The organism is Amycolatopsis sp. NPDC114478 (assembly GCF_055633805.1).
This window is the reverse complement of the sequence record NZ_JBVKDO010000001.1, coordinates 598,286-615,657: the sequence shown is the minus strand read 5'-3', so window position 1 is coordinate 615,657 and position 17,372 is coordinate 598,286. Positions and strand designations below refer to the sequence as shown.

Sequence of the window (17,372 nt, the reverse complement as noted above, 5' to 3'; positions counted from 1 at the left end):
TCGTGACCCTCGTCGAGATCCCCGGTTCCAAGTCCGTCACCGCCCGCGGCCTGTTCCTGGCCGCCGCCGCGCACGGCACCACGACCCTCGGCCGCCCGCTGCACTCGGACGACACCGAGGGCTTCGCCGAGGGCCTGGTCAAGCTCGGCTACCGCGTCGACCGGCAGCCGGGCGCGTGGACCATCGAGGGCCGCCCGTCCGGCCCCGGCGTCGCCGAAGCGGACGTCTTCTGCCGCGACGGCGCCACGACGGCCCGGTTCCTGCCCGCGCTGGCCGCGGCCGGCACCGGGACGTTCCACTTCGACGCTTCCGACCAGATGCGCCGGCGCCCGCTCGGCCCGCTGACCGACGCGCTGCGGGAGCTCGGCGTCGACCTGACCTTCCACGGCGAACCGGGGCACCACCCGGTGACGGTCCGCGCGAACGGCGTCAAAGGCGGTGACCTGACCCTCGACGCGGGGCTGTCGTCGCAGTTCCTGACGGCGTTGCTGCTGCTCGGGCCGCTGACCGCGGAGGGCCTGCGGATCACGGTGACCGACCTGGTGTCGGTGCCTTACGTCGAGATCACCCTCGAGATGATGCGCCGGTTCGGCGTCGACGTCCGTCGCGAGGGCAAGACGTTCGTGGTGCCGCCGCAGCCGTACCAGGCGTGCGAGTACCCGGTGGAGCCCGACGCGTCGACGGCCAGCTACTTCCTCGCCGCGGCGGCCGTCACGGGCCGCACGGTGACCATCCCGGGCCTCGGCTCGTCGGCCCTGCAGGGTGACGTGAAGTTCGCCGATGTGCTGGAGCAGATGGGCGCGCACGTGGACCTCGCCGAGGACTCGGTGACGGTCGCCGGTCCGTCGGACGGCCTGCGCGGCGTCACGGTGAACATGCGCGACATCTCCGACACGGTCCCGACGCTGGCGGCGATCGCGCCCTTCGCGTCCGGGCCGGTGCGCATCGAGGACGTCTACAACACGCGCATCAAGGAGTGCGACCGGCTCGACGCGTGCGAGGAGAACCTGCGCGCGCTGGGCATCCAGGTCGAGACGGGCCGGGACTGGATCGAGATCCAGCCGGGCACGCCGACGGGTGCCCTGGTCAAGTGCCGACGCGACCACCGGATCGCGATGGCGTTCAGCATCACCGGCCTGCGGACGCCCGGCATCACGCTGGACGACCCGGACTGCGTGAAGAAGACCTTCCCCGGCTTCCACCAGGCGCTGGGGTCGCTGCGGCAGAGCTGGGGGATCTAGGAGGGCTGCCCACCCGGCTGCCAGAGCACGTCACCTTCGGGGTTGGCCAGCCGGGCGAGGATGAACAGCAGGTCCGACAGCCGGTTCAGGTACTTGAGCGCCACCGGGTTCGTCGTCTCCGGCTCGGCCTCGTACAGCTCCCACGCGGACCGCTCGGCCCGGCGGGACACCGTGCGCGCCTGGTGCAGGAACGCCGCGCCCGGCGTGCCGCCCGGCAGGATGAACGACGTCAGCTTCGGCAGCCGTTCGTTGAACTCGTCGCACCAGCCTTCGAGCCGTTCGACGTACTTCTCCGTGATCCGCAGCGGCGGGTACGGCGGGTCGTCGGAAATCGGCAGGCAGAGGTCCGCGCCGACGTCGAAGAGATCGTTCTGCACCGCACGCAGCACGTCCGCGACTTCGTCCGCCAGACCACCCATCGCGATCGCCAGGCCCAGCACCGAGTTCGTCTCGTCGGTGTCCGCGTACGCGCCCAGGCGCGGGGACGTCTTCGGCACGCGGGACCCGTCGCCGAGCGCGGTCGTGCCGTTGTCGCCGACCTTCGTGTAGACGCGGTTGATGCGAACGACCATGAACCCACCATAGCGGCCCCCGCCCGGGCCGAATCCGGGTGAGAGGGCATGATTGGCGGCCATGAGCGAGCACTTCGACGTGCATGGCGGAGCCCGGCTGGTCGGCGAGGTCGACGTGGTCGGCGCCAAGAACAGCGTGCTGAAGCTGATGGCCGCGGCCCTGCTGGCCGAGGGCACCACGACCATCACGAACTGCCCGCAGATCCTGGACGTCCCGCTGATGGGCGACGTGCTGCGCAGCGTCGGCTGCGAGGTCGTCATCGAGGGCGACACGGCCACCATCACGACGCCGGCCGAGCTGTCGCACCGCGCGGACTCGGCCGCGATGGGCAAGCTGCGCGCGTCCGTCTGCGTGCTGGGCCCGCTGGTCGGGCGGCTGAAGCAGGCCGTCGTCGCGCTGCCGGGCGGCGACGCGATCGGCTCGCGCCCGCTGGACATGCACCAGAACGGCCTGCGCAAGCTGGGCGCGACGAGCACCATCGAACACGGCTGCGTCGTCGCGAAGGCCGAGACGCTGGTCGGCGCGCAGATCTGGCTGGACTTCCCGAGCGTCGGCGCGACCGAGAACATCCTGATGGCGGCTGTGCTGGCCGAGGGCACCACGGTCATCGACAACTGCGCGCGCGAGCCCGAGATCGTCGACATCTGCACGATGCTCACCGAGATGGGCGCGAAGATCGAGGGCGCCGGCACGTCGACGCTGACCGTGCACGGCGTGGAGCAGCTGCACCCGACCGAGCACAGCGTGATCGGCGACCGGATCGTCGGCGCGACCTGGGCGTTCGCCGCGTCGATGACCCGCGGCGACATCACCGTCCGCGGTGTCAACCCGCACCACCTCGACCTGGTGCTGAACAAGCTGCAGCTGGCCGGCGCGGACGTCGAGACGTTCGGGGACAAGGGTTTCCGCGTGGTCCAGCCCGAGCGCCCGAAGGCGGTCGACTGGGTGACGCTGCCGTACCCCGGCTTCGCGACCGATCTGCAGCCGTTCGCGGTGGCGCTGTCGGCGGTGTCCGAAGGCACGTCGATGATCACGGAGAACGTCTACGAGGCGCGCTTCCGGTTCATCGAGGAGATGATCCGCCTCTCCGGTGACGCGCGCACGGACGGCCACCACGCCGTGGTCCGCGGGGTCTCCCGGCTGTCCAGCGCGCCGGTCTGGGCGTCGGACATCCGCGCGGGCGCCGGCCTGGTGCTCGCCGGCCTGTGCGCGGACGGCGTCACCGAGGTCTGGGACGTCTTCCACATCGACCGCGGCTACCCGCACTTCGTGGAGAACCTGAACCGGCTGGGCGCGAACATCAAGCGAGTCACCGGCGAGCCGGCCCGGACGTGAGTCACGCCCCCTGCGCGCCCAGCGCGCGCAGGGCGTACTCGACCAGCCGGTCGACGTAGTCCGGCTCCGCCGGGGCCCGGCGGACCACCAGGCGCCAGTAGATCGGCGCCGCGAGGACGTCGAGCCCCATCTCCAGGTCGAGGTCCTCGGGCAGCTCGCCGCGCGCGATCGCCCGGCGCAGCATCACCTCACCGACCTCGCGCCGGAGGCCGCCGATGTTCTCGCGCGTGCTGCGGCTTCGATCGGGGTTCCGCGCGTCCTCCGCGACCAGGTCCGGCAGGATCCGGGAGAACAGTGGGTGCGTCAGCCAGTCGATCAGCGCCTGCATCGTCTCCCGCAGGTCACCGCGCAGTGAGCCGGTGTCCGCCGCGGCCGCGCGGGTCACGCTGAACTCCGTGACGACCGCGGCGATCATCTCGTCCTTCGACTTCCAGCGCCGGTAGAGCGCGCTCTTGCCGACGCCGGCGCGTTTCGCGACGGCCTCCATGGACAGCCGGCCGTAGCCCTGCTCGGCGAGCTCGTGCAGGACCGCGTCGGTGATCGCCTGCGTGACCTCGGGCTGGAGGACCGCGGCGCCGGTCGGGGTGCGTGCCATGCGGCGCAGTCTAACGGGTGGACGAGACGGTACCGTCCTGTCTATCCTTACGTCGGGACGGTACCGTCTCGTCCAAACGTCGAAGGAGGCTCCGATGGAGCTGCGTGAGCTTGTCGACCACGGGATCGACTTGCTGCTGAAGCACGACATGGCCGGGTTCGCCGGGCTCTGGGCCGAGGACGGGGTCCTCGAGTTTCCGTTCGCCGGCCCGGGCTACCCGAAGGGCGTCGAAGGACGCGACGCGATCACCGAGTACCTGCGCGACTACCCGAACCTGCTCGACATCCGCGAGGTCGTCGCGAAGACCGTGCACGAGACGACCGACCCGGCCGTGGTCGTCGCCGAGTTCACCGTCGGCGGCGTCGTGGTGGCCACCGGGAGGCCGTACGAACTGTCGTACATCGCCGTGATCACCGTCGAGGACGGCGAGATCCGGCACTACCGCGACTACTGGAGCCCGCTCGCCGCGGCCGAGGTCCTCGGCGGCGTCGACGAGCTGACGGCGGCCTTCGGTGGCTGACGTCCTGGTCCTCGGCGGCACCGGGACGACCGGGCGCCGGGTCGTCGCGGGCCTGCGTGCCGCGGGGTTCGCGGCGCGGGCCGCCACGCGCAAGCCGGGCGAGCCCGGTCAGGTCCGGTTCGACTGGACCGACCGCTCGACCCACGCCGACGCAGTGCGGGACGTCTTCGCGGTGTACCTGCTCGCGCCGATCGGCGAGGCCGCACCGGCGGGCCTGGTCGAGCCGTTCCTCGACGACGCTCTCGCCGCCGGTGTCCGCCGGGTCGTGCTGCTGAGCTCGTCGGCCGTCACGGCGGACACGCCCGGGCTCGGCGACCTGCAGCGGCTGGTACGCGCGGCGCCCGAGTGGGCCGTGCTGCGGCCGTCCTGGTTCATGCAGAACTTCACCGGCGAGCACCTGGTCGCCCGGGGCGTGCGTGACGGCGAGATCGTCACGGCCACCGGCGACGCCCGGGTCGCGTTCGTCGACGCCGGCGACATCGCGGCGGTCGCCGTCCGCGCGCTGACCGACCCCGAACCGCACAACACCGAACACGTCCTGACCGGGCCCAGCGCGGTCAGTTACGCCGAAGCCGCGTCGATCATCGCCGCGCGCACCGGCCGTCCGGTGCGCCACCGCGCGGTGAGCACCGCCGAGTTCGCCGCGCGCCTGACCGCGTCCGGGATCCCGGCGGAGTTCGCGGCGGTGCTCGCCGCGCTCGACGAGGACATCCGGCGCGGTGCCGAAGACCGCGTCACCACGGCCGTCGAGGAAGTCACCGGCCGGCCCGCCCGCTCGTTCCGCACGTTCGCCGAGGAGGAAATCCGATGAAGCAGATCCTGTTCGAAGAGGACCCGCAGAGCTGGTTCGAGACGCTGCGCCTGTTCGGCCACGCGACCTACGGCGGCTCGGACTTCGGCGAGGTGCTCGCCGCCGCGTCGACCGTGACGGCCGGGGACTACGACAGCTGGCACGACGCCTACCGCGCGCTGGCCGACCGGCTGTACGCCGAGGCGGCCGACGCCGGCCCGGTCACCGCGCGCGACCTGCTGCTGCGCGCGTCGACGTACTACTTCTCCTCGGAGTTCTTCCTCCACGGCGACCCGGCGGACCCGCGCATCGCGTCGGCGTACGACCGCAGCGTCGAGTGCTTCCGGCGCGCGGGCGTCGCCGAACCGGTCGAAATCCCTTACGAGGGAACGGTTCTGCACGGCTACTTCTACCGCGCGCCGAGCGATGGGCCGAAGCCGCTGCTGCTGATCCACAGCGGGTTCGACGGCAGCGCCGAGGAGTGCCACTTCATGGGCGCGGCGGCGGGTGCTTCGCACGGTTACCACGTCCTGACGTTCGACGGCCCCGGCCAGCCGAGCGCGATCCGGCGCGAGAAGCTCGTGTTCCGGCCGGACTGGGAGCACGTCGTGACGCCGGTGGTGGACTACGCGCTCGGTCTCGACGGCGTCGACCCGTCCCGGATCGCGTTGCTGGGCATCAGCTTGGGCGGCATGCTGGCCCCGCGCGCGGCGGCGTTCGAGCACCGGCTGGCGGCGGTGGTCGCGGTCGACGGCGTGTACGACGCGGGTTCCGCGGTGACGCAGATGCTGCCGTGGCCGCGCGAGGAGATCGTCCGGCGGGCGCGGGCGGCGGAGGACGCGGAGTTCGACGCGATCCTCGCCGCGGGTCGCGAAGCGAGTCCGACGTTGCGCTGGGCGTGCGACCACGGCCGGTACGTGCTGGGCGCGGCGACGGACCGCGAGTTCGTCGCGAAGTACCTGGAGTACACGCTCGAAGGGGGCGTCGCGGAGCAGATCGAGTGCCCGACGCTGGTCTGCGAAGCGGCGGACGACCTGTTCTTCGCCGGGGAGACGGAAACCGAGCCGCGCCGGCTGTACGACCACTTGAAGGCGCCGAGGACGCTGCTGACGTTCACGGCGGAGGAGGGCGCGGACGCCCACTGCCACGTCGGCGCCCAGCGGCTCGCGACCGGCCGGATCTACGACTGGCTGGACCGGACGCTCTAGCCTTCGAAGGCGAGAGCCGCCCCGAAGCCGACGAGCGCCGCGCCCGTCGCGCCGTCCATGGCGCGGCGGACGCGGCGGCGCTCCAGCCACTCGCGGACGCGGTGCACGAACAGCAACAGCAGCACCTGCCACACCACGCCCAGCGCCGCGACCGTGTAGGCCAGCAGCAGCGAGTCGGCGAACGTCGACGCCGGGGTGAGGAACTGCGGCAGCACCGACAGGTACAGCACGATCACCTTCGGGTTGGTGATGTTCGAGAGGAACCCCTCACGGAACCGGCGTCCCCGGGTACCGCGGGCGCGGCGGACGTCGTCGAGGGTTTCGTAGTTCCCGCGCCAAGCGCCGCGCAACGCCTGGATCCCCAGGAACACCAGGTAGGCCGCGCCCAGCCACTTCACGGTCTCGAACAACGGCTGGTAGCGGGTGATCACCGCACCCAGGCCGAACGCGACCGCCGTGCCCTGGAGGAAGTTCGCGACGCTGATGCCCGCGCACGCCCAGCCGCCGCCGCGGGCGCCGCCGGTCAGGGCGTTCTTCAGGACCACCATCGTGTCCGGGCCCGGCATCATCGCCAGGAACGCCATCATCCCCGCGAACCCGAGGTAGGTGCTCCACGTCATCAGGACTCCAGGGCGAGGGCGGCGCCGAACCCGAGCAGCGCGGTGCCGGTGACGCCGTCCAGCGTACGGCGGACGCGGCGGCGGCCCAGCCACTCGCGCACGCGGCGCACGAACAGCAGCAGCACCAGCAGCCACAGCCCGCCGAGCACCGCGACCGTGTAGGCCAGCACGAGCGAGTCGCCGAGCGTCGAGGACGGCGTCAGGAACTGCGGCAGCACGGACAGGTACAGCACCAGCACCTTCGGGTTCGTGACGTTGGAGAGGAACCCCTCGCGGAACCGCCGGAACCCGCCGCCGCGGCGGCGCTGCGCGTCCCCGACGACGTCGTAATTGCCGCGGAACGCCCCGCGCAGCGCCTGGAACCCGAGGAAGACGAGGTAGGCCGCACCGGCCCACTTGAGCGCGAGGAACACCGGCTGCGACCGTGCGATCAGCACGCCGAGCCCGAGCGCGGCGGCGCTGCCCTGGACGGCGTTGCCGGCGAAGATGCCCAGCGACGCGAGCAGCCCGCCGCGGAACCCGCCGGACAGCGCGTTCTTCAGCATCACCATCGTGTCCGGACCCGGCGCGAGCACGATCAGGACCACGATGACCAGGTAACTCCCGTAAGCACTCCACGTCACGGCTGCCCACGCTAATCGAGGAGCGTCGGTCCGGTCTCGCGGATTTCGGTCACAGTGCACTGAGCGTGCGCGGGCGCTCGCAGCGCGCTCGGGGCTCGGCGCGAGAGGCCGCGGCAGAGTAGTGTTCGGCCATGTCAGCAGGGGAAATCGATCTTCTACCCGGTGAGCGCGTGCTCTGGGCGGGAGAGCCGGTCCAGCGCCCGCTCTACGTCGCCGCGGACGGGGTGATCGCCCCTGCCGGACTCATCCTGGCCGTCGCCGCCCTTTGGTTCCTGCTCACCAAGCACCCCAGCGGTGGCGCCATGGCCGGAACCGTCGTGGTGCTGGTGATCGGTCTCTACGGCGCCGTCGGCCGATCGGCCGTCCGGTACCTCGCGCTCGGCCGCACGACCTACGCCGTGACCGACAGCCGGGTCATCGCGCGCACCGGCCTGTTCCGGCAGCGGGAACGCTCCAGCGAACTGGCCGGCCTGTCGGCGCCGGTCCTCAAGCCGGGCCCGTCCCGCACCGGCACCATCGCGTTCGGCGAGTCCGGCTCGGTGACGCTGATGGGCGTCGGCGAGCCCAAGCGGGTCCGCGACCTGCTCACCAAGGCCATCGACGAGGCCAAAGCGCGCCAAGCGCCACCGCAATCGGACAGCCCGGCCGCCTGAGGGCAACCGCCAGGGGTCGCCGGGCGTGAGTCCGGCAAAGAACCCCTGGGGAGGCGACGGTGGACCTGCCGGCGGACGGGCTGTTACCCGGTGAACGGCTGCTGTGGTGGGGACAGCCGCAACGGCTCACCCTCACGCTGCTCGACTGGGGGCAGTTCGCGATCGGCCTGCTCTGGGGGATCGCGACCGTCGTGATCCCGCTGGCCAGGCACGACCCGCTGTCGTTCTTCTCCTGGGTCGTCGGGGTGGGCGGTCTCGCGTCCTTCTGGGGTGCGGTCGCCGCCAGGGTGCGGGCACGGCGCAGTGTCGCGTACCTCTTGACCGACCGGCGGATCGTGCTGGCCGATCGCCTCTCGGGAAGGACTCGGGCTTCGGCGTACCTCGGCACGCTGCCGCCGCCGGTCGTCCGGATCCGGCAGGACGGCAGCGGAACCATCGTCTTCCGCAGTTCCTCGCGGTTCGGTCCGGTGCCCGCTCGTTCGTCGGTTTCCCTGCTGATGACGGGCCTGGTCGCCGTGCCCGAGGCCGGGCGGGTCCGCGACCTGATCGTGGCGGCACAGGCCGGGGCTTGAGTCACCCGGACGTGTCCGATTGCACTGCCACCCCAAGTTACCGGTCGGTACACTCGACGAAACGTCCACCGCCGGAGGTGCCCAGTGCCGTACCCAACGGACCACGAGCGAGACCGACCGTGGGTGATGCGCACGTACGCGGGGCACTCCTCCGCGGCCGCGTCCAACGAGCTCTACCGGCGCAACCTCGCGAAGGGGCAGACCGGCCTTTCGGTGGCCTTCGACCTGCCCACCCAGACCGGCTACGACCCGGACCACCAGCTCTCGCGCGGTGAGGTCGGCAAGGTCGGCGTGCCCGTGTCGCACATCGGCGACATGCGGCGGCTCTTCGACGGCATCCCGCTCGCCGAGGCCAACACGTCGATGACGATCAACGCGCCGGCCATGTGGCTGCTCGCGCTGTACGTCTCCGTGGCGCGTGAGCAGGCCGAAGCCGAGGGCCGGGACGTCGACGAAGTCCTCGCGAAGCTCACCGGCACCACGCAGAACGACATCATCAAGGAGTACCTGTCCCGCGGGACGTACATCTTCCCGCCGGGGCCGAGCCTGCGGCTGATCACCGACATGATCGCGTGGACCGTGCACCACGTGCCGAAGTGGAACCCGATCAACATCTGCAGCTACCACCTGCAGGAGGCCGGCGCGACGCCGACGCAGGAGGTCGCCTACGCGCTCTGCACCGCGATCGCCGTGCTCGACGCCGTCCGCGACTCCGGGCAGGTCGACGCGGCCGACATGGCCAAGGTCGTCGCGCGGATCTCGTTCTTCGTCAACGCCGGCGTCCGGTTCGTCGAGGAGATGTCCAAGATGCGCGCGTTCACCGCGCTCTGGGACGAAATCACGCGGGATCGTTACGGCGTAACGGATCCGAAGGCGCGCCGGCTGCGCTACGGCGTCCAGGTCAACTCGCTCGGGCTCACCGAAGCCCAGCCGGAGAACAACGTTCAGCGGATCGTGCTGGAGATGCTCGCGGTGTCGCTTTCCCGCGGCGCCCGCGCCCGCGCGATCCAGCTGCCCGCCTGGAACGAGGCCCTCGGCCTGCCCCGGCCCTGGGACCAGCAGTGGGCGCTGCGGATGCAGCAGGTGCTCGCGTTCGAGACGGACCTGCTGGAGTACGAGGACATCTTCGACGGCTCGCACGTCATCCAGGCCAAGGTCGACGAGATCATGACCGGCGCGCGGGAGGAGATCGCGCGCGTGCAGGACCTCGGCGGGGCGGTCGCCGCCGTCGAGAGCGGCTACATGAAGTCGCAGCTCGTCGCGTCGCTGGCCGAATACCGCCGCGGGATGGAGAACGGCGAGCGGATCCTGGTCGGCGTCAACAAGTTCGAGACGACCGAGCCGTCACCGCTGCAGGCCGAGGGCGCGAAGGCGATCGAGACGATCGACCCCGCCGTCGAAAAGGCGGCCGTCACGGCGATCGAGGAGTGGCGCACCCACCGCGACAACGAGGCTGTCGAGCGGTCGTTGGCGGCGCTGAAGGAACGCGCGCAGACCACGGAAAACCTCTTCGAGGCCACTGTGGACTGTGCGCGGGCCGGCGTGACCACCGGCGAGTGGGCCGGCGCGCTGCGCGAGGTGTTCGGCGAATACCGCGCGCCCACCGGGGTTTCCGCGGCCGCGGCGGGTGGCGGCGACCCGGGGATCGAGCGCGTCCGCGAGCGCGTCCGCGCCACTGAAGCGGAACTCGGCGAACGGCTGCGGATCCTGGTCGGCAAGCCGGGCCTCGACGGGCACTCCAACGGCGCCGAGCAGGTCGCCGTCCGGGCGCGTGACGTCGGTTTCGAGGTCGTCTACCAGGGCATCCGGCTGACGCCCGAGCAGATCGTCGCGGCCGCCGTGCAGGAAGGCGTGCACGTCGTCGGGCTCTCGGTGCTGTCCGGTTCGCACCTGGAGGTCGTCCCGAACGTCGTCGACGGCCTGCGTGCCGCGGGCGCCGGGGACGTGCCCGTGATCGTCGGCGGGATCATCCCGCCGGACGACGCCGCGCTCCTGACCGAACGCGGCATCGCCCGGGTCTTCACGCCCAAGGACTACGAGCTGACCGAGATCATGGACGGCATCGTCTCGCTCGTCCGGGAGCGCAACGGGCTCAGCTGAGCCCGGCCAGGATGTCCTTTGTGGACTTGACGGTGGCGAACTGGTTCGCCAGGTTCGCCGCCGTGACGCGGTACAGCTCGTCCGCGGTCACCTCCGGGAGATCGAACGTGAACGTGGCGTCGAGGGCGAAAGTGACGTCGTAGCCGAGGTTCCCGCCCATCCGCGCGGTGGTTTCGCAGCAGAAGTTCGTCTGGATGCCGGCCAGGACGAAGCTCGTGATGCCGCGCTGGCGCAGCCACGCGTCGAGGTCGACGTCGCCGATGAAGGCCGAGTTGACCTTCTTGCCGAACACGAGGTCGGGGCGCGCGCCGTCCAGTTCGGGCTTGAAGTCGTTGCCCGGCTGACCGGGCCGCAGCGGCGAGTCCGGCTTGACGGAGTCGTGGTGCACGAGCACGACGGGCCGCCGCCGCTCCTGCCACGCGTCGAGGAGCGCCTTCATGTTCGCTTCGGCGCCGGGGTTGTTGCGCGGGCCCCAGAAGGCCGCGTCGTCGAACCCGCGCTGGACGTCGATCAGGATGAGTGCCGTTTCGGTCATGACGTCGAGTTTCGCGGGCTTCTCGCGCTCGGGGGAGTGGCAGAAGACGCGCGATGCGGTACTTTCCTGCCATGCGCACCATCGGCGTTCTGCTCCTGCCCGGCACCCGGATGTTCGACCTCGCGGTGATCGGCGAGGTCTGGGGCCAGGACCGCACGGACAGCGGGATCGGCCCGTTCACCGTGCGGCTGTGCAGCCCGGGGCGGGTGCGCACGGCCGTGTCGCCGTTCGGCGACGTCGCGGCGACGCACGGGCTCGCCGGGCTGGACGGCTGCGACCTCGTGCTGGCGCCGGGCCGAGACGATCCTTTGGCGCCGGTGCCGTCCGCCGCTGTCGCGGCACTGTGCCGGGCGCACAGGGACGGGCGGACGGTCGCGGGGCTGTGCTCCGGCGCGTTCACGCTGGCCGCCGCCGGCCTGCTCGACGGCCGTCCGGCGACGACGCACTGGCGTGACTTCGACGCCTTGACCCGCGTCGCGCCGCGGGCGAACCTCCAGCGTGACGTGCTCTACACCGACGACGGCGGCGTCCTGACGTCCGCGGGCGTCGTCGGCGGCCTCGACCTGTGCCTGTACCTGGTCCGCCGCGACCACGGCGCGGACGTCGCCGCCGCACTGGCGCGCCGCCTGGTGATGCCGCCGGCGCGCGAAGGCGGGCAACGGCAGTACATCGACAGCCCGGTGCCTTCCGCCGCGCAGCCGGGACTATCGTCCACAATGGACTGGGCGCTGGCGCGGCTCGGTTCCGGCATCGGGGTCGAGGACCTCGTCGGGCACGCGCGGATGAGCGAGCGGACGTTCCACCGCGAGTTCGCCGCGGCCACCGGGGTGACGCCGGGGCGCTGGCTGCGCGTGCAGCGCGTCCGGCTCGCGCAACAGCTCTTGGAGACGACGTCCCTGCCGGTCGACCGCGTGGCCGAGCGGTCCGGCCTCGGGACGGCGGCGAACCTGCGGCGCCGGATGCACGCCGAAGTCGGCGTCGGACCGGACAGCTATCGGCGCACCTTCCGAAGGGTTACCGTCGAGGCATGACCGAGTACGAACACATCCTGGTCAAGCACGACGGCGACACCGTCACGATCACGATGAACCGGGCGGCGCGGCGCAACTCGCTCTCCGCGGACCACCTGGCCGAGCTGCTCGCCGCGTTCCGCGAGGCCGGGACGTCCGACGCGACCGGCATTGTGCTGGCCGGTGCGGGTCCGGTGTTCTCAGCCGGCCACGACTTCGGCGACGTCGCCGCGCGCGACCTGATGGGCGTGCGCGAGCTGCTCACGCTGTGCACGGACCTGATGAAGACCATCCAGTCGGTACCGCAGGTCGTCATCGCACGGGTGCACGGCCTGGCGACGGCGGCGGGCTGCCAGCTCGTGGCGTCGTGCGACCTCGCGATCGCGGCCGAATCCGCGGGCTTCGCGCTGCCCGGCGGCAAGGGCGGCTGGTTCTGCCACACGCCGGCGGTGCCGGTGGCGCGCTCGATCGGCCGCAAGCGCCTGATGGAGCTGGCGTTGACCGGCGACGTCGTCGACGCGCCCACGGCGTTGGAGTGGGGCCTGGTCAACCGGGTCGTGCCCGACGAGCAGCTCGACGACGCCGTCGCGGAGCTGCTGGCGCGGGCGACGCGCGGCAGCCGGGCCAGCAAGGCGATGGGCAAGGTGACCTTGTACGCCCAGCTCGACCGGCCCGAAGCCGATGCCTACGCGATCGCGTTGGAGGTCATGGCCGCGGCGTCGCAGCTGCCCGGCGCCCGCGAAGGCATGGCCGCGTTCCTGGAGAAGCGCAAGCCCTCCTGGCCTGACTGAGCCCGCCCCGCTTCCCGGCGGGCTTTAGTCGTGATCGTCGGCCGTACCATACGGTATGGTATGGCGCATGGTGAGCAGGCGGGACTGGCTGGACGCGGGGTTGGTGCTGCTGGCGGAGCAGGGTGCGCCGTCGGTGACCATCGAGCGGCTGACCGAGCGGCTCGGCCTGTCGAAAGGCTCGTTCTACCACCACTTCAAGGGCATGGGCGGCTTCCGCACGGCCCTGCTGGCGCACTTCGAGACCGAGCGCACGACGCGGTTCATGGAGCAGGCGGACGCGGCGCCGGGCGACCGGCTGGGCGCGCTGCTGAAGCTCGTGCTCGCGCCGGGACCCGGGCTCGGGCTGGAGATCGCCGTCCGGGCCTGGGCGCTGCAGGACGCCGAAGCGAGGGCGGTGCAGGAGCGCGTCGACCGGACCCGGGTGGCCTACCTGACCGAGGTCAGCGGCGACGCCGGCCTGGCGCAGGCGCTGTACCTGATCGTCGTCGGCGCCGGGCAGGTCGTGCCGCCGCTGTCCGGGCCGCAGCTCAAGAACGCGTTGGAACTCGTACTGGGGAGACGGAAATGACGGAACCTTTCGCCGACGGCGCGGACTACGTCGAGTTCAAGGAGATCGAGAGCGAGAACAGCCTGCGCGAATTCGTCGCGGGCGTGTTCGGCTGGTCACCGGCCTGGGTGAAGGCCCTGTTCGGCGTCCGGTACGTGCTCGCGAAGGCGCTCCGGCTGGACACCGCGTCCGTGCCGCGGTCGGGCCGGCTCCGACCTGAGGACGTCGGGTTCGCGCCCGGCGACCGGGTCGCGTTCTTCACCGTCCGGGCCGGCGACCCGGAGCGTTACCTGGTCGCGGGCGTCGACGACAGCCACCTGACCGGGTACCTGACGGTCGAAGCGGTGCCCCGCGGCTTCCGGCTCGGCACGCTCGTGCACTTCCACAACCGCGTCGGGCCGGCCTACTTCGCGTTGATCAAGCCGTTCCACCACCTGGTGATCCGCGGGATGCTCAAGGCCGGTGCCGCTCGAAGAGCATGAGCTGCGCCCACGCGGCGATCGACTGGGCGTCGGTGATCTCGCCGGCCAGGATCATCTTCTCGAGGTCCGCGCGGGAAAACCACGCGCTGCGCATGTCCTGCTCCTCGTGTTCGCGCTCGGGCTCGCCCTCGGTGATGTCCGTGGCGAGGAACACCCAGCCGCGTTGGCTGCTCATCCCGGCGGCGACGTCGAGCTTGCCGAGCGGGGTCATCGTGCCGGCGCGCAGGCCCGTCTCCTCGCGCAGCTCGCGCGCGGCGAGCTCGGCGGGCGGCACGTCGGCCAGGTCCGGCGCGGTGCCCTGCGGGAACTCCCAGCGCCGTTCGCCGAGCGGGTAGCGGAACTGCTCGACCAGCCGGAACCGGTCGCCGTCCTGGGCGATGACGAGGGCGTAGTCCGGCTTGTCGATCACGCCGTAGATGCCGGCCGAGCCGTCCGGGCGGCGGATGTCGTCCTCGCGCACGGTCATCCAGTTGTTCCGGTACACCTCGCGGGACGCGACACGCTGAATGGGGTCCACGCGCCCAGTATCACCGACCCTGTCCTACCCTCCTCGGGTGCGTCTCGTGATCGCGCGGTGCCAGGTCGACTACGCCGGCCGGCTCACCGCCCACCTGCCGATGGCCACCCGCCTGCTGCTCGTGAAGTCCGACGGCTCGGTGTCGGTCCACTCCGACGACCGTGCGTACAAGCCGTTGAACTGGATGAGCCCGCCCTGCTGGCTGATCGAGGACGGCAAGATCTGGATCGTCGAGAACAAGCAGGGCGAAAAGCTGGTGATCTCCATCGAGGAGGTCTTCCACGACTATTCGCAGGCGCTGGGCGCGGAGCCGGGCCTGCAGAAGGACGGCGTGGAGGCGCACCTGCAGGAGCTGCTGGCCGAGCACATCAAAACCCTGGGCGACGGCTACACGCTGGTCCGCCGCGAGTTCCCGACGGCGATCGGCCCGGTCGACATCATGGCCCGCGACGCGGACGGCAAGTCGGTCGCGGTGGAGATCAAGCGCCGCGGCGAGATCGACGGCGTCGAGCAGCTGACGAGGTACCTGGAGCTGCTGAACCGCGACCCGTTGCTGGCGCCGGTCCAGGGGGTGTTCGCGGCCCAGATCATCAAACCGCAGGCGCGGACGCTGGCGGAGGACCGCGGAATCCGCTGCTTGACGCTGGACTACGACGAGCTGCGCGGCATCGAGTCCGACGAGTTCCGGCTGTTCTGAGGTGGAGCCGGGCCGGTACGTCCACTACAAGGGCGGCGAGTACGAGGTGCTGGGGGTGGCCCGCCACAGCGAAACCGAGGAGCGGCTGGTGGTGTACCGGGCGTTGTACGGTTCGCGGGGGTTGTGGGTGCGCCCGGAGGCGATGTTCGGGGAGACCGTCGAGACGGCTGATGGTGTGGTGCCGCGGTTCCGTCGGGTGAGCGACTGAGTTCACAGCAGTTCGACGGTCGCGCCCGCGCCTTCAAGTTTTTCCCGGGCGGCCTGGGCCTCCGGCGCCGGTACCTGCTCCAGCAAGATCGCCGGGGCGCCGCACCGCCCGCACGACTTCGACCTGACGGGCGCCCGCATCGAGCAGGGCTACGTCGAATCGCTCCTGGCCGCCCCACGGTCGGCTTTCCGCGCGGCGGTCCGTCGTTGGGTGCGCGCTGAGGTGGTTCAGCCGCGCGGCGAACTCTCGCGCCACGTCCGCGCCGTCCGGGTGCTTGCGGAGGCTCACCGCCCGTTCGAGTCTCGTTTCCGGCCCTTCGATGACGAGGCCCCGAGGAACAGCACCGTGGGGATCGTGCCGCGGGCACTCCGGATCTCGACTCGCGCGGATAGTCCCGTCAAGGAGTGGCGCAGAGCCCGGTCGCCGGCGCCTTCGAGAACCGCGGTTCCGGTGCGCCGGGTGGCGCGATGCCCGGGAGTCGCCGGAGCGCACCTCGCTGTTGCTGAAACACCGATACCGAATCGATGCCTGATTCCGGTATCTCCTTTCCCCGCCGATTGCTCCGCAAGGAAATCGTTGACCCGATAGGCGGCCGTGAAGTTATCCGGCCCTTTCCGGGCTGCCTTTATGCGCTGTTCGGGTGAGTTTCGGATCCTTTTCCGCGCGTAAGTGGCACACTTATTCCGAGGGGTTCCGCCGGTGCGTCCGGCGTGGCCGGAGGGTGGTGCGCTCGGCGCTCTTTCTTTGTCGTGCCTGTGTTTCAGTCCGCCTTCGAGCTCGGGGTGCGCTCACTTCGTCCGGCCGGTGGGTGCGCGTTTTCGCCTGCACGGAGGAGGAAGTCATGCGTTATCGCCCACTCGGTTCCGATCCGGCCGATCCGCGGCTGGGCCGGTTCGTTCCGGACGACTGGGAGCACGTCGAAAGGTATCCGCTCAGCGCGCTGCCCGAAGACAGCCGGCCCACTCGGTGCCCGGTGGTGATCGGGGTCAACTGGTACTCCGCGTTCGACACCCCGAAGAAGGACGGCACCTCCGGCGAGTACTTCATCGCCCAGGACGGCGTCGCCAACCTCGGCCACATCCGCGGCGGCCACTGCGTCTGCCTCGAGCCCGGCGGCACCCCGGACACCGACGCCTACTACGCGTTCTACGACCAGGGCAAGGAAGGCGCGTGCGTCGGCTTCGGCTGGTCGCGGTGCATGTCGCTCTTCAACGGCAAGGAGTACTCCGCCCTCTGGCTCTGGGACCAGGCCAAGAAGCGCGACGAGTGGCCCGAGACCAACCCCGGTGACGACAACGGCACCTCGGTGCGCGCCGCCGCCCAGGTGCTCAAGGCGCTCGGCGACGTCGTGTGGGACCCCTCCTACGCCAACGACGACTGGCACGCGCGAGAGGCGTACAAGCCCGACGCCGCCGAGGGCATCAAGGCCTTCCGCTGGGCCAAGTCGGTCGACGACGTGCACTCGGTGCTCGCCAACCCGCGGGCCGACGAGCTCGGCGCCGTGCCGCTGCTCAACTCGTGGGGCCCGGGCTACCCGCACCGCACCTACCTGCCCGACGCCGTGCTTGCCAAGCTGATCGACGAGGAGGGCGAGATCGCGGTCCCCACCGATCGGTGATCCGCAGCCGCTCCCGCGGCGCGTGAGAGAGGGCGCGTTTCCCCAGGCCAAGGCCGGGGAAACGCGCCCTTTTGACCACATTGGACAGGTCAGCGTGCCGACCCTGAATCCATGCAGTACTGTCCGGATCCGACAGG

The 17,372-nt window shown here is 71.1% G+C and carries 22 protein-coding genes; 15 read left to right on the top strand and 7 right to left on the bottom strand.

What is annotated here, in order from left to right; all coding sequences use genetic code 11:
* Positions 1-2: 2 nt before the first annotated feature.
* The gene (gene aroA / locus ACZ7OH_RS03010; protein ID WP_470279316.1) at positions 3-1,241 is read left to right on the top strand and encodes a 3-phosphoshikimate 1-carboxyvinyltransferase; all 1,239 of its coding nucleotides are present in this window, start codon (positions 3-5) and stop codon (positions 1,239-1,241) included.
* Here aroA and ACZ7OH_RS03005 read toward each other — a convergent pair.
* Complete coding sequence (locus tag ACZ7OH_RS03005; protein WP_400894207.1) at positions 1,238-1,813, bottom strand: cob(I)yrinic acid a,c-diamide adenosyltransferase; 576 nt, start codon at positions 1,811-1,813, stop codon at positions 1,238-1,240. The two genes, aroA and ACZ7OH_RS03005, sit on opposite strands and share 4 nt — an antisense overlap.
* A gap of 61 nt (positions 1,814-1,874) precedes the next feature.
* On the opposite strand from ACZ7OH_RS03005, the gene murA reads away from it, so the two are divergent.
* Positions 1,875-3,149: a UDP-N-acetylglucosamine 1-carboxyvinyltransferase gene (gene murA, locus ACZ7OH_RS03000; RefSeq protein ID WP_470279315.1), complete on the top strand. Its 1,275-nt coding sequence runs from the start codon at positions 1,875-1,877 to the stop codon at positions 3,147-3,149.
* A 1-nt stretch (position 3,150) separates the two neighbouring features.
* Here murA and ACZ7OH_RS02995 read toward each other — a convergent pair whose 3' ends face one another.
* Positions 3,151-3,744 (bottom strand): TetR/AcrR family transcriptional regulator, encoded by a 594-nt coding sequence (locus ACZ7OH_RS02995; protein WP_470279314.1) that lies wholly within the window; start codon positions 3,742-3,744, stop codon positions 3,151-3,153.
* A gap of 94 nt (positions 3,745-3,838) precedes the next feature.
* Here ACZ7OH_RS02995 and ACZ7OH_RS02990 point away from each other — a divergent pair, with 94 nt between their 5' ends.
* The 3 genes from ACZ7OH_RS02990 to ACZ7OH_RS02980 are packed head-to-tail and all read left to right on the top strand — an operon-like array spanning position 3,839 to position 6,262.
* The gene (locus tag ACZ7OH_RS02990; RefSeq protein ID WP_470279313.1) at positions 3,839-4,264 is read left to right on the top strand and encodes a nuclear transport factor 2 family protein; all 426 of its coding nucleotides are present in this window, start codon (positions 3,839-3,841) and stop codon (positions 4,262-4,264) included.
* Positions 4,257-5,075 (top strand): NmrA family NAD(P)-binding protein, encoded by an 819-nt coding sequence (locus ACZ7OH_RS02985; protein WP_470279312.1) that lies wholly within the window; start codon positions 4,257-4,259, stop codon positions 5,073-5,075. Before ACZ7OH_RS02990 ends, ACZ7OH_RS02985 begins: the two co-directional genes overlap by 8 nt.
* On the top strand, positions 5,072-6,262 hold the full coding sequence (locus ACZ7OH_RS02980; RefSeq protein ID WP_470279311.1) for an alpha/beta hydrolase family protein: 1,191 nt from the start codon (positions 5,072-5,074) through the stop codon (positions 6,260-6,262). Before ACZ7OH_RS02985 ends, ACZ7OH_RS02980 begins: the two co-directional genes overlap by 4 nt.
* On the opposite strand, the gene ACZ7OH_RS02975 is transcribed toward ACZ7OH_RS02980, so the two are convergent.
* Both ACZ7OH_RS02975 and ACZ7OH_RS02970 read right to left on the bottom strand, forming a co-directional pair.
* Positions 6,259-6,882 carry a LysE family translocator gene (locus ACZ7OH_RS02975; protein WP_400894195.1) on the bottom strand — a complete coding sequence of 208 codons (624 nt, stop codon included), beginning with the start codon at positions 6,880-6,882 and terminating at the stop codon, positions 6,259-6,261. The two genes, ACZ7OH_RS02980 and ACZ7OH_RS02975, sit on opposite strands and share 4 nt — an antisense overlap.
* Entirely contained in the window at positions 6,882-7,505 is a 624-nt protein-coding gene (locus ACZ7OH_RS02970; protein WP_470279310.1) for a LysE family translocator, read from the bottom strand. Before ACZ7OH_RS02970 ends, ACZ7OH_RS02975 begins: the two co-directional genes overlap by 1 nt.
* Before the next feature lie 131 nt (positions 7,506-7,636).
* Between ACZ7OH_RS02970 and ACZ7OH_RS02965 the strand changes: the two genes are divergently transcribed.
* The 3 genes from ACZ7OH_RS02965 (at position 7,637) to ACZ7OH_RS02955 (ending at position 10,830) form a co-directional block, all read left to right on the top strand.
* Positions 7,637-8,158 carry a YdbT family protein gene (locus ACZ7OH_RS02965; RefSeq protein ID WP_470279309.1) on the top strand — a complete coding sequence of 174 codons (522 nt, stop codon included), beginning with the start codon at positions 7,637-7,639 and terminating at the stop codon, positions 8,156-8,158.
* Positions 8,159-8,217: 59 nt separating this feature from the next.
* On the top strand, positions 8,218-8,730 hold the full coding sequence (locus tag ACZ7OH_RS02960) for a hypothetical protein (RefSeq protein ID WP_470279308.1): 513 nt from the start codon (positions 8,218-8,220) through the stop codon (positions 8,728-8,730).
* Between the two features lie 84 nt (positions 8,731-8,814).
* Complete coding sequence (locus ACZ7OH_RS02955; protein ID WP_470279307.1) at positions 8,815-10,830, top strand: protein meaA; 2,016 nt, start codon at positions 8,815-8,817, stop codon at positions 10,828-10,830.
* Here ACZ7OH_RS02955 and ACZ7OH_RS02950 read toward each other — a convergent pair.
* On the bottom strand, positions 10,823-11,365 hold the full coding sequence (locus ACZ7OH_RS02950) for a cysteine hydrolase family protein (protein WP_470279306.1): 543 nt from the start codon (positions 11,363-11,365) through the stop codon (positions 10,823-10,825). The two genes, ACZ7OH_RS02955 and ACZ7OH_RS02950, sit on opposite strands and share 8 nt — an antisense overlap.
* A 71-nt stretch (positions 11,366-11,436) precedes the next feature.
* Between ACZ7OH_RS02950 and ACZ7OH_RS02945 the strand changes: the two genes are divergently transcribed.
* The 4 genes from ACZ7OH_RS02945 (at position 11,437) to ACZ7OH_RS02930 (ending at position 14,195) form a co-directional block, all read left to right on the top strand.
* Positions 11,437-12,396, top strand: coding sequence for a GlxA family transcriptional regulator (locus ACZ7OH_RS02945; protein WP_470279305.1), 960 nt, complete (start codon positions 11,437-11,439; stop codon positions 12,394-12,396).
* A complete protein-coding gene (locus tag ACZ7OH_RS02940) occupies positions 12,393-13,166 on the top strand; it encodes an enoyl-CoA hydratase-related protein (RefSeq protein WP_470279304.1) in 774 nt (257 codons plus the stop codon). The genes ACZ7OH_RS02945 and ACZ7OH_RS02940 overlap by 4 nt, the downstream gene beginning before the upstream one ends.
* 67 nt (positions 13,167-13,233) lie before the next feature.
* Positions 13,234-13,734: a TetR/AcrR family transcriptional regulator gene (locus tag ACZ7OH_RS02935; RefSeq protein WP_470279303.1), complete on the top strand. Its 501-nt coding sequence runs from the start codon at positions 13,234-13,236 to the stop codon at positions 13,732-13,734.
* On the top strand, positions 13,731-14,195 hold the full coding sequence (locus ACZ7OH_RS02930) for a DUF2867 domain-containing protein (RefSeq protein WP_470279302.1): 465 nt from the start codon (positions 13,731-13,733) through the stop codon (positions 14,193-14,195). Before ACZ7OH_RS02935 ends, ACZ7OH_RS02930 begins: the two co-directional genes overlap by 4 nt.
* On the opposite strand, the gene ACZ7OH_RS02925 is transcribed toward ACZ7OH_RS02930, so the two are convergent.
* Entirely contained in the window at positions 14,167-14,712 is a 546-nt protein-coding gene (locus tag ACZ7OH_RS02925; RefSeq protein ID WP_470279301.1) for an NUDIX domain-containing protein, read from the bottom strand. The genes ACZ7OH_RS02930 and ACZ7OH_RS02925 overlap by 29 nt on opposite strands.
* A gap of 37 nt (positions 14,713-14,749) precedes the next feature.
* Between ACZ7OH_RS02925 and nucS the strand changes: the two genes are divergently transcribed.
* Positions 14,750-15,409, top strand: a complete 660-nt coding sequence (gene nucS / locus ACZ7OH_RS02920; RefSeq protein WP_167379600.1) for an endonuclease NucS — start codon at positions 14,750-14,752, stop codon at positions 15,407-15,409.
* A 1-nt stretch (position 15,410) separates the two neighbouring features.
* On the top strand, positions 15,411-15,617 hold the full coding sequence (locus tag ACZ7OH_RS02915; RefSeq protein ID WP_470279300.1) for a DUF1653 domain-containing protein: 207 nt from the start codon (positions 15,411-15,413) through the stop codon (positions 15,615-15,617).
* A gap of 2 nt (positions 15,618-15,619) precedes the next feature.
* Here ACZ7OH_RS02915 and ACZ7OH_RS02910 read toward each other — a convergent pair whose 3' ends face one another.
* A complete protein-coding gene (locus ACZ7OH_RS02910) occupies positions 15,620-15,757 on the bottom strand; it encodes a hypothetical protein (RefSeq protein ID WP_470279299.1) in 138 nt (45 codons plus the stop codon).
* Positions 15,758-16,458: 701 nt separating this feature from the next.
* Here ACZ7OH_RS02910 and ACZ7OH_RS02905 point away from each other — a divergent pair.
* Positions 16,459-17,235: a hypothetical protein gene (locus ACZ7OH_RS02905; protein ID WP_470279298.1), complete on the top strand. Its 777-nt coding sequence runs from the start codon at positions 16,459-16,461 to the stop codon at positions 17,233-17,235.
* The last annotated feature ends 137 nt before the right edge of the window (positions 17,236-17,372 follow it).

Bases quoted from the DNA above. Each gene is read 5' to 3' on its own strand.
- ACZ7OH_RS02965 (WP_470279309.1), top strand. From the start codon at position 7,637: ATGTCAGCAGGGGAAATCGATCTTCTACCCGGTGAGCGCGTGCTCTGG.
- ACZ7OH_RS02930 (WP_470279302.1), top strand. From the start codon at position 13,731: ATGACGGAACCTTTCGCCGACGGCGCGGACTACGTCGAGTTCAAGGAG.
- ACZ7OH_RS02990 (WP_470279313.1), top strand. From the start codon at position 3,839: ATGGAGCTGCGTGAGCTTGTCGACCACGGGATCGACTTGCTGCTGAAG.
- ACZ7OH_RS02945 (WP_470279305.1), top strand. From the start codon at position 11,437: ATGCGCACCATCGGCGTTCTGCTCCTGCCCGGCACCCGGATGTTCGAC.
- ACZ7OH_RS02935 (WP_470279303.1), top strand. From the start codon at position 13,234: ATGGTGAGCAGGCGGGACTGGCTGGACGCGGGGTTGGTGCTGCTGGCG.
- ACZ7OH_RS03005 (WP_400894207.1), bottom strand. From the start codon at position 1,813: ATGGTCGTTCGCATCAACCGCGTCTACACGAAGGTCGGCGACAACGGC.
- ACZ7OH_RS02995 (WP_470279314.1), bottom strand. From the start codon at position 3,744: ATGGCACGCACCCCGACCGGCGCCGCGGTCCTCCAGCCCGAGGTCACG.
- ACZ7OH_RS02910 (WP_470279299.1), bottom strand. From the start codon at position 15,757: ATGCGGGCGCCCGTCAGGTCGAAGTCGTGCGGGCGGTGCGGCGCCCCG.
- murA (WP_470279315.1), top strand. From the start codon at position 1,875: ATGAGCGAGCACTTCGACGTGCATGGCGGAGCCCGGCTGGTCGGCGAG.
- ACZ7OH_RS02940 (WP_470279304.1), top strand. From the start codon at position 12,393: ATGACCGAGTACGAACACATCCTGGTCAAGCACGACGGCGACACCGTC.
- ACZ7OH_RS02950 (WP_470279306.1), bottom strand. From the start codon at position 11,365: ATGACCGAAACGGCACTCATCCTGATCGACGTCCAGCGCGGGTTCGAC.
- ACZ7OH_RS02905 (WP_470279298.1), top strand. From the start codon at position 16,459: ATGCGTTATCGCCCACTCGGTTCCGATCCGGCCGATCCGCGGCTGGGC.
- ACZ7OH_RS02980 (WP_470279311.1), top strand. From the start codon at position 5,072: ATGAAGCAGATCCTGTTCGAAGAGGACCCGCAGAGCTGGTTCGAGACG.
- ACZ7OH_RS02975 (WP_400894195.1), bottom strand. From the start codon at position 6,882: ATGACGTGGAGCACCTACCTCGGGTTCGCGGGGATGATGGCGTTCCTG.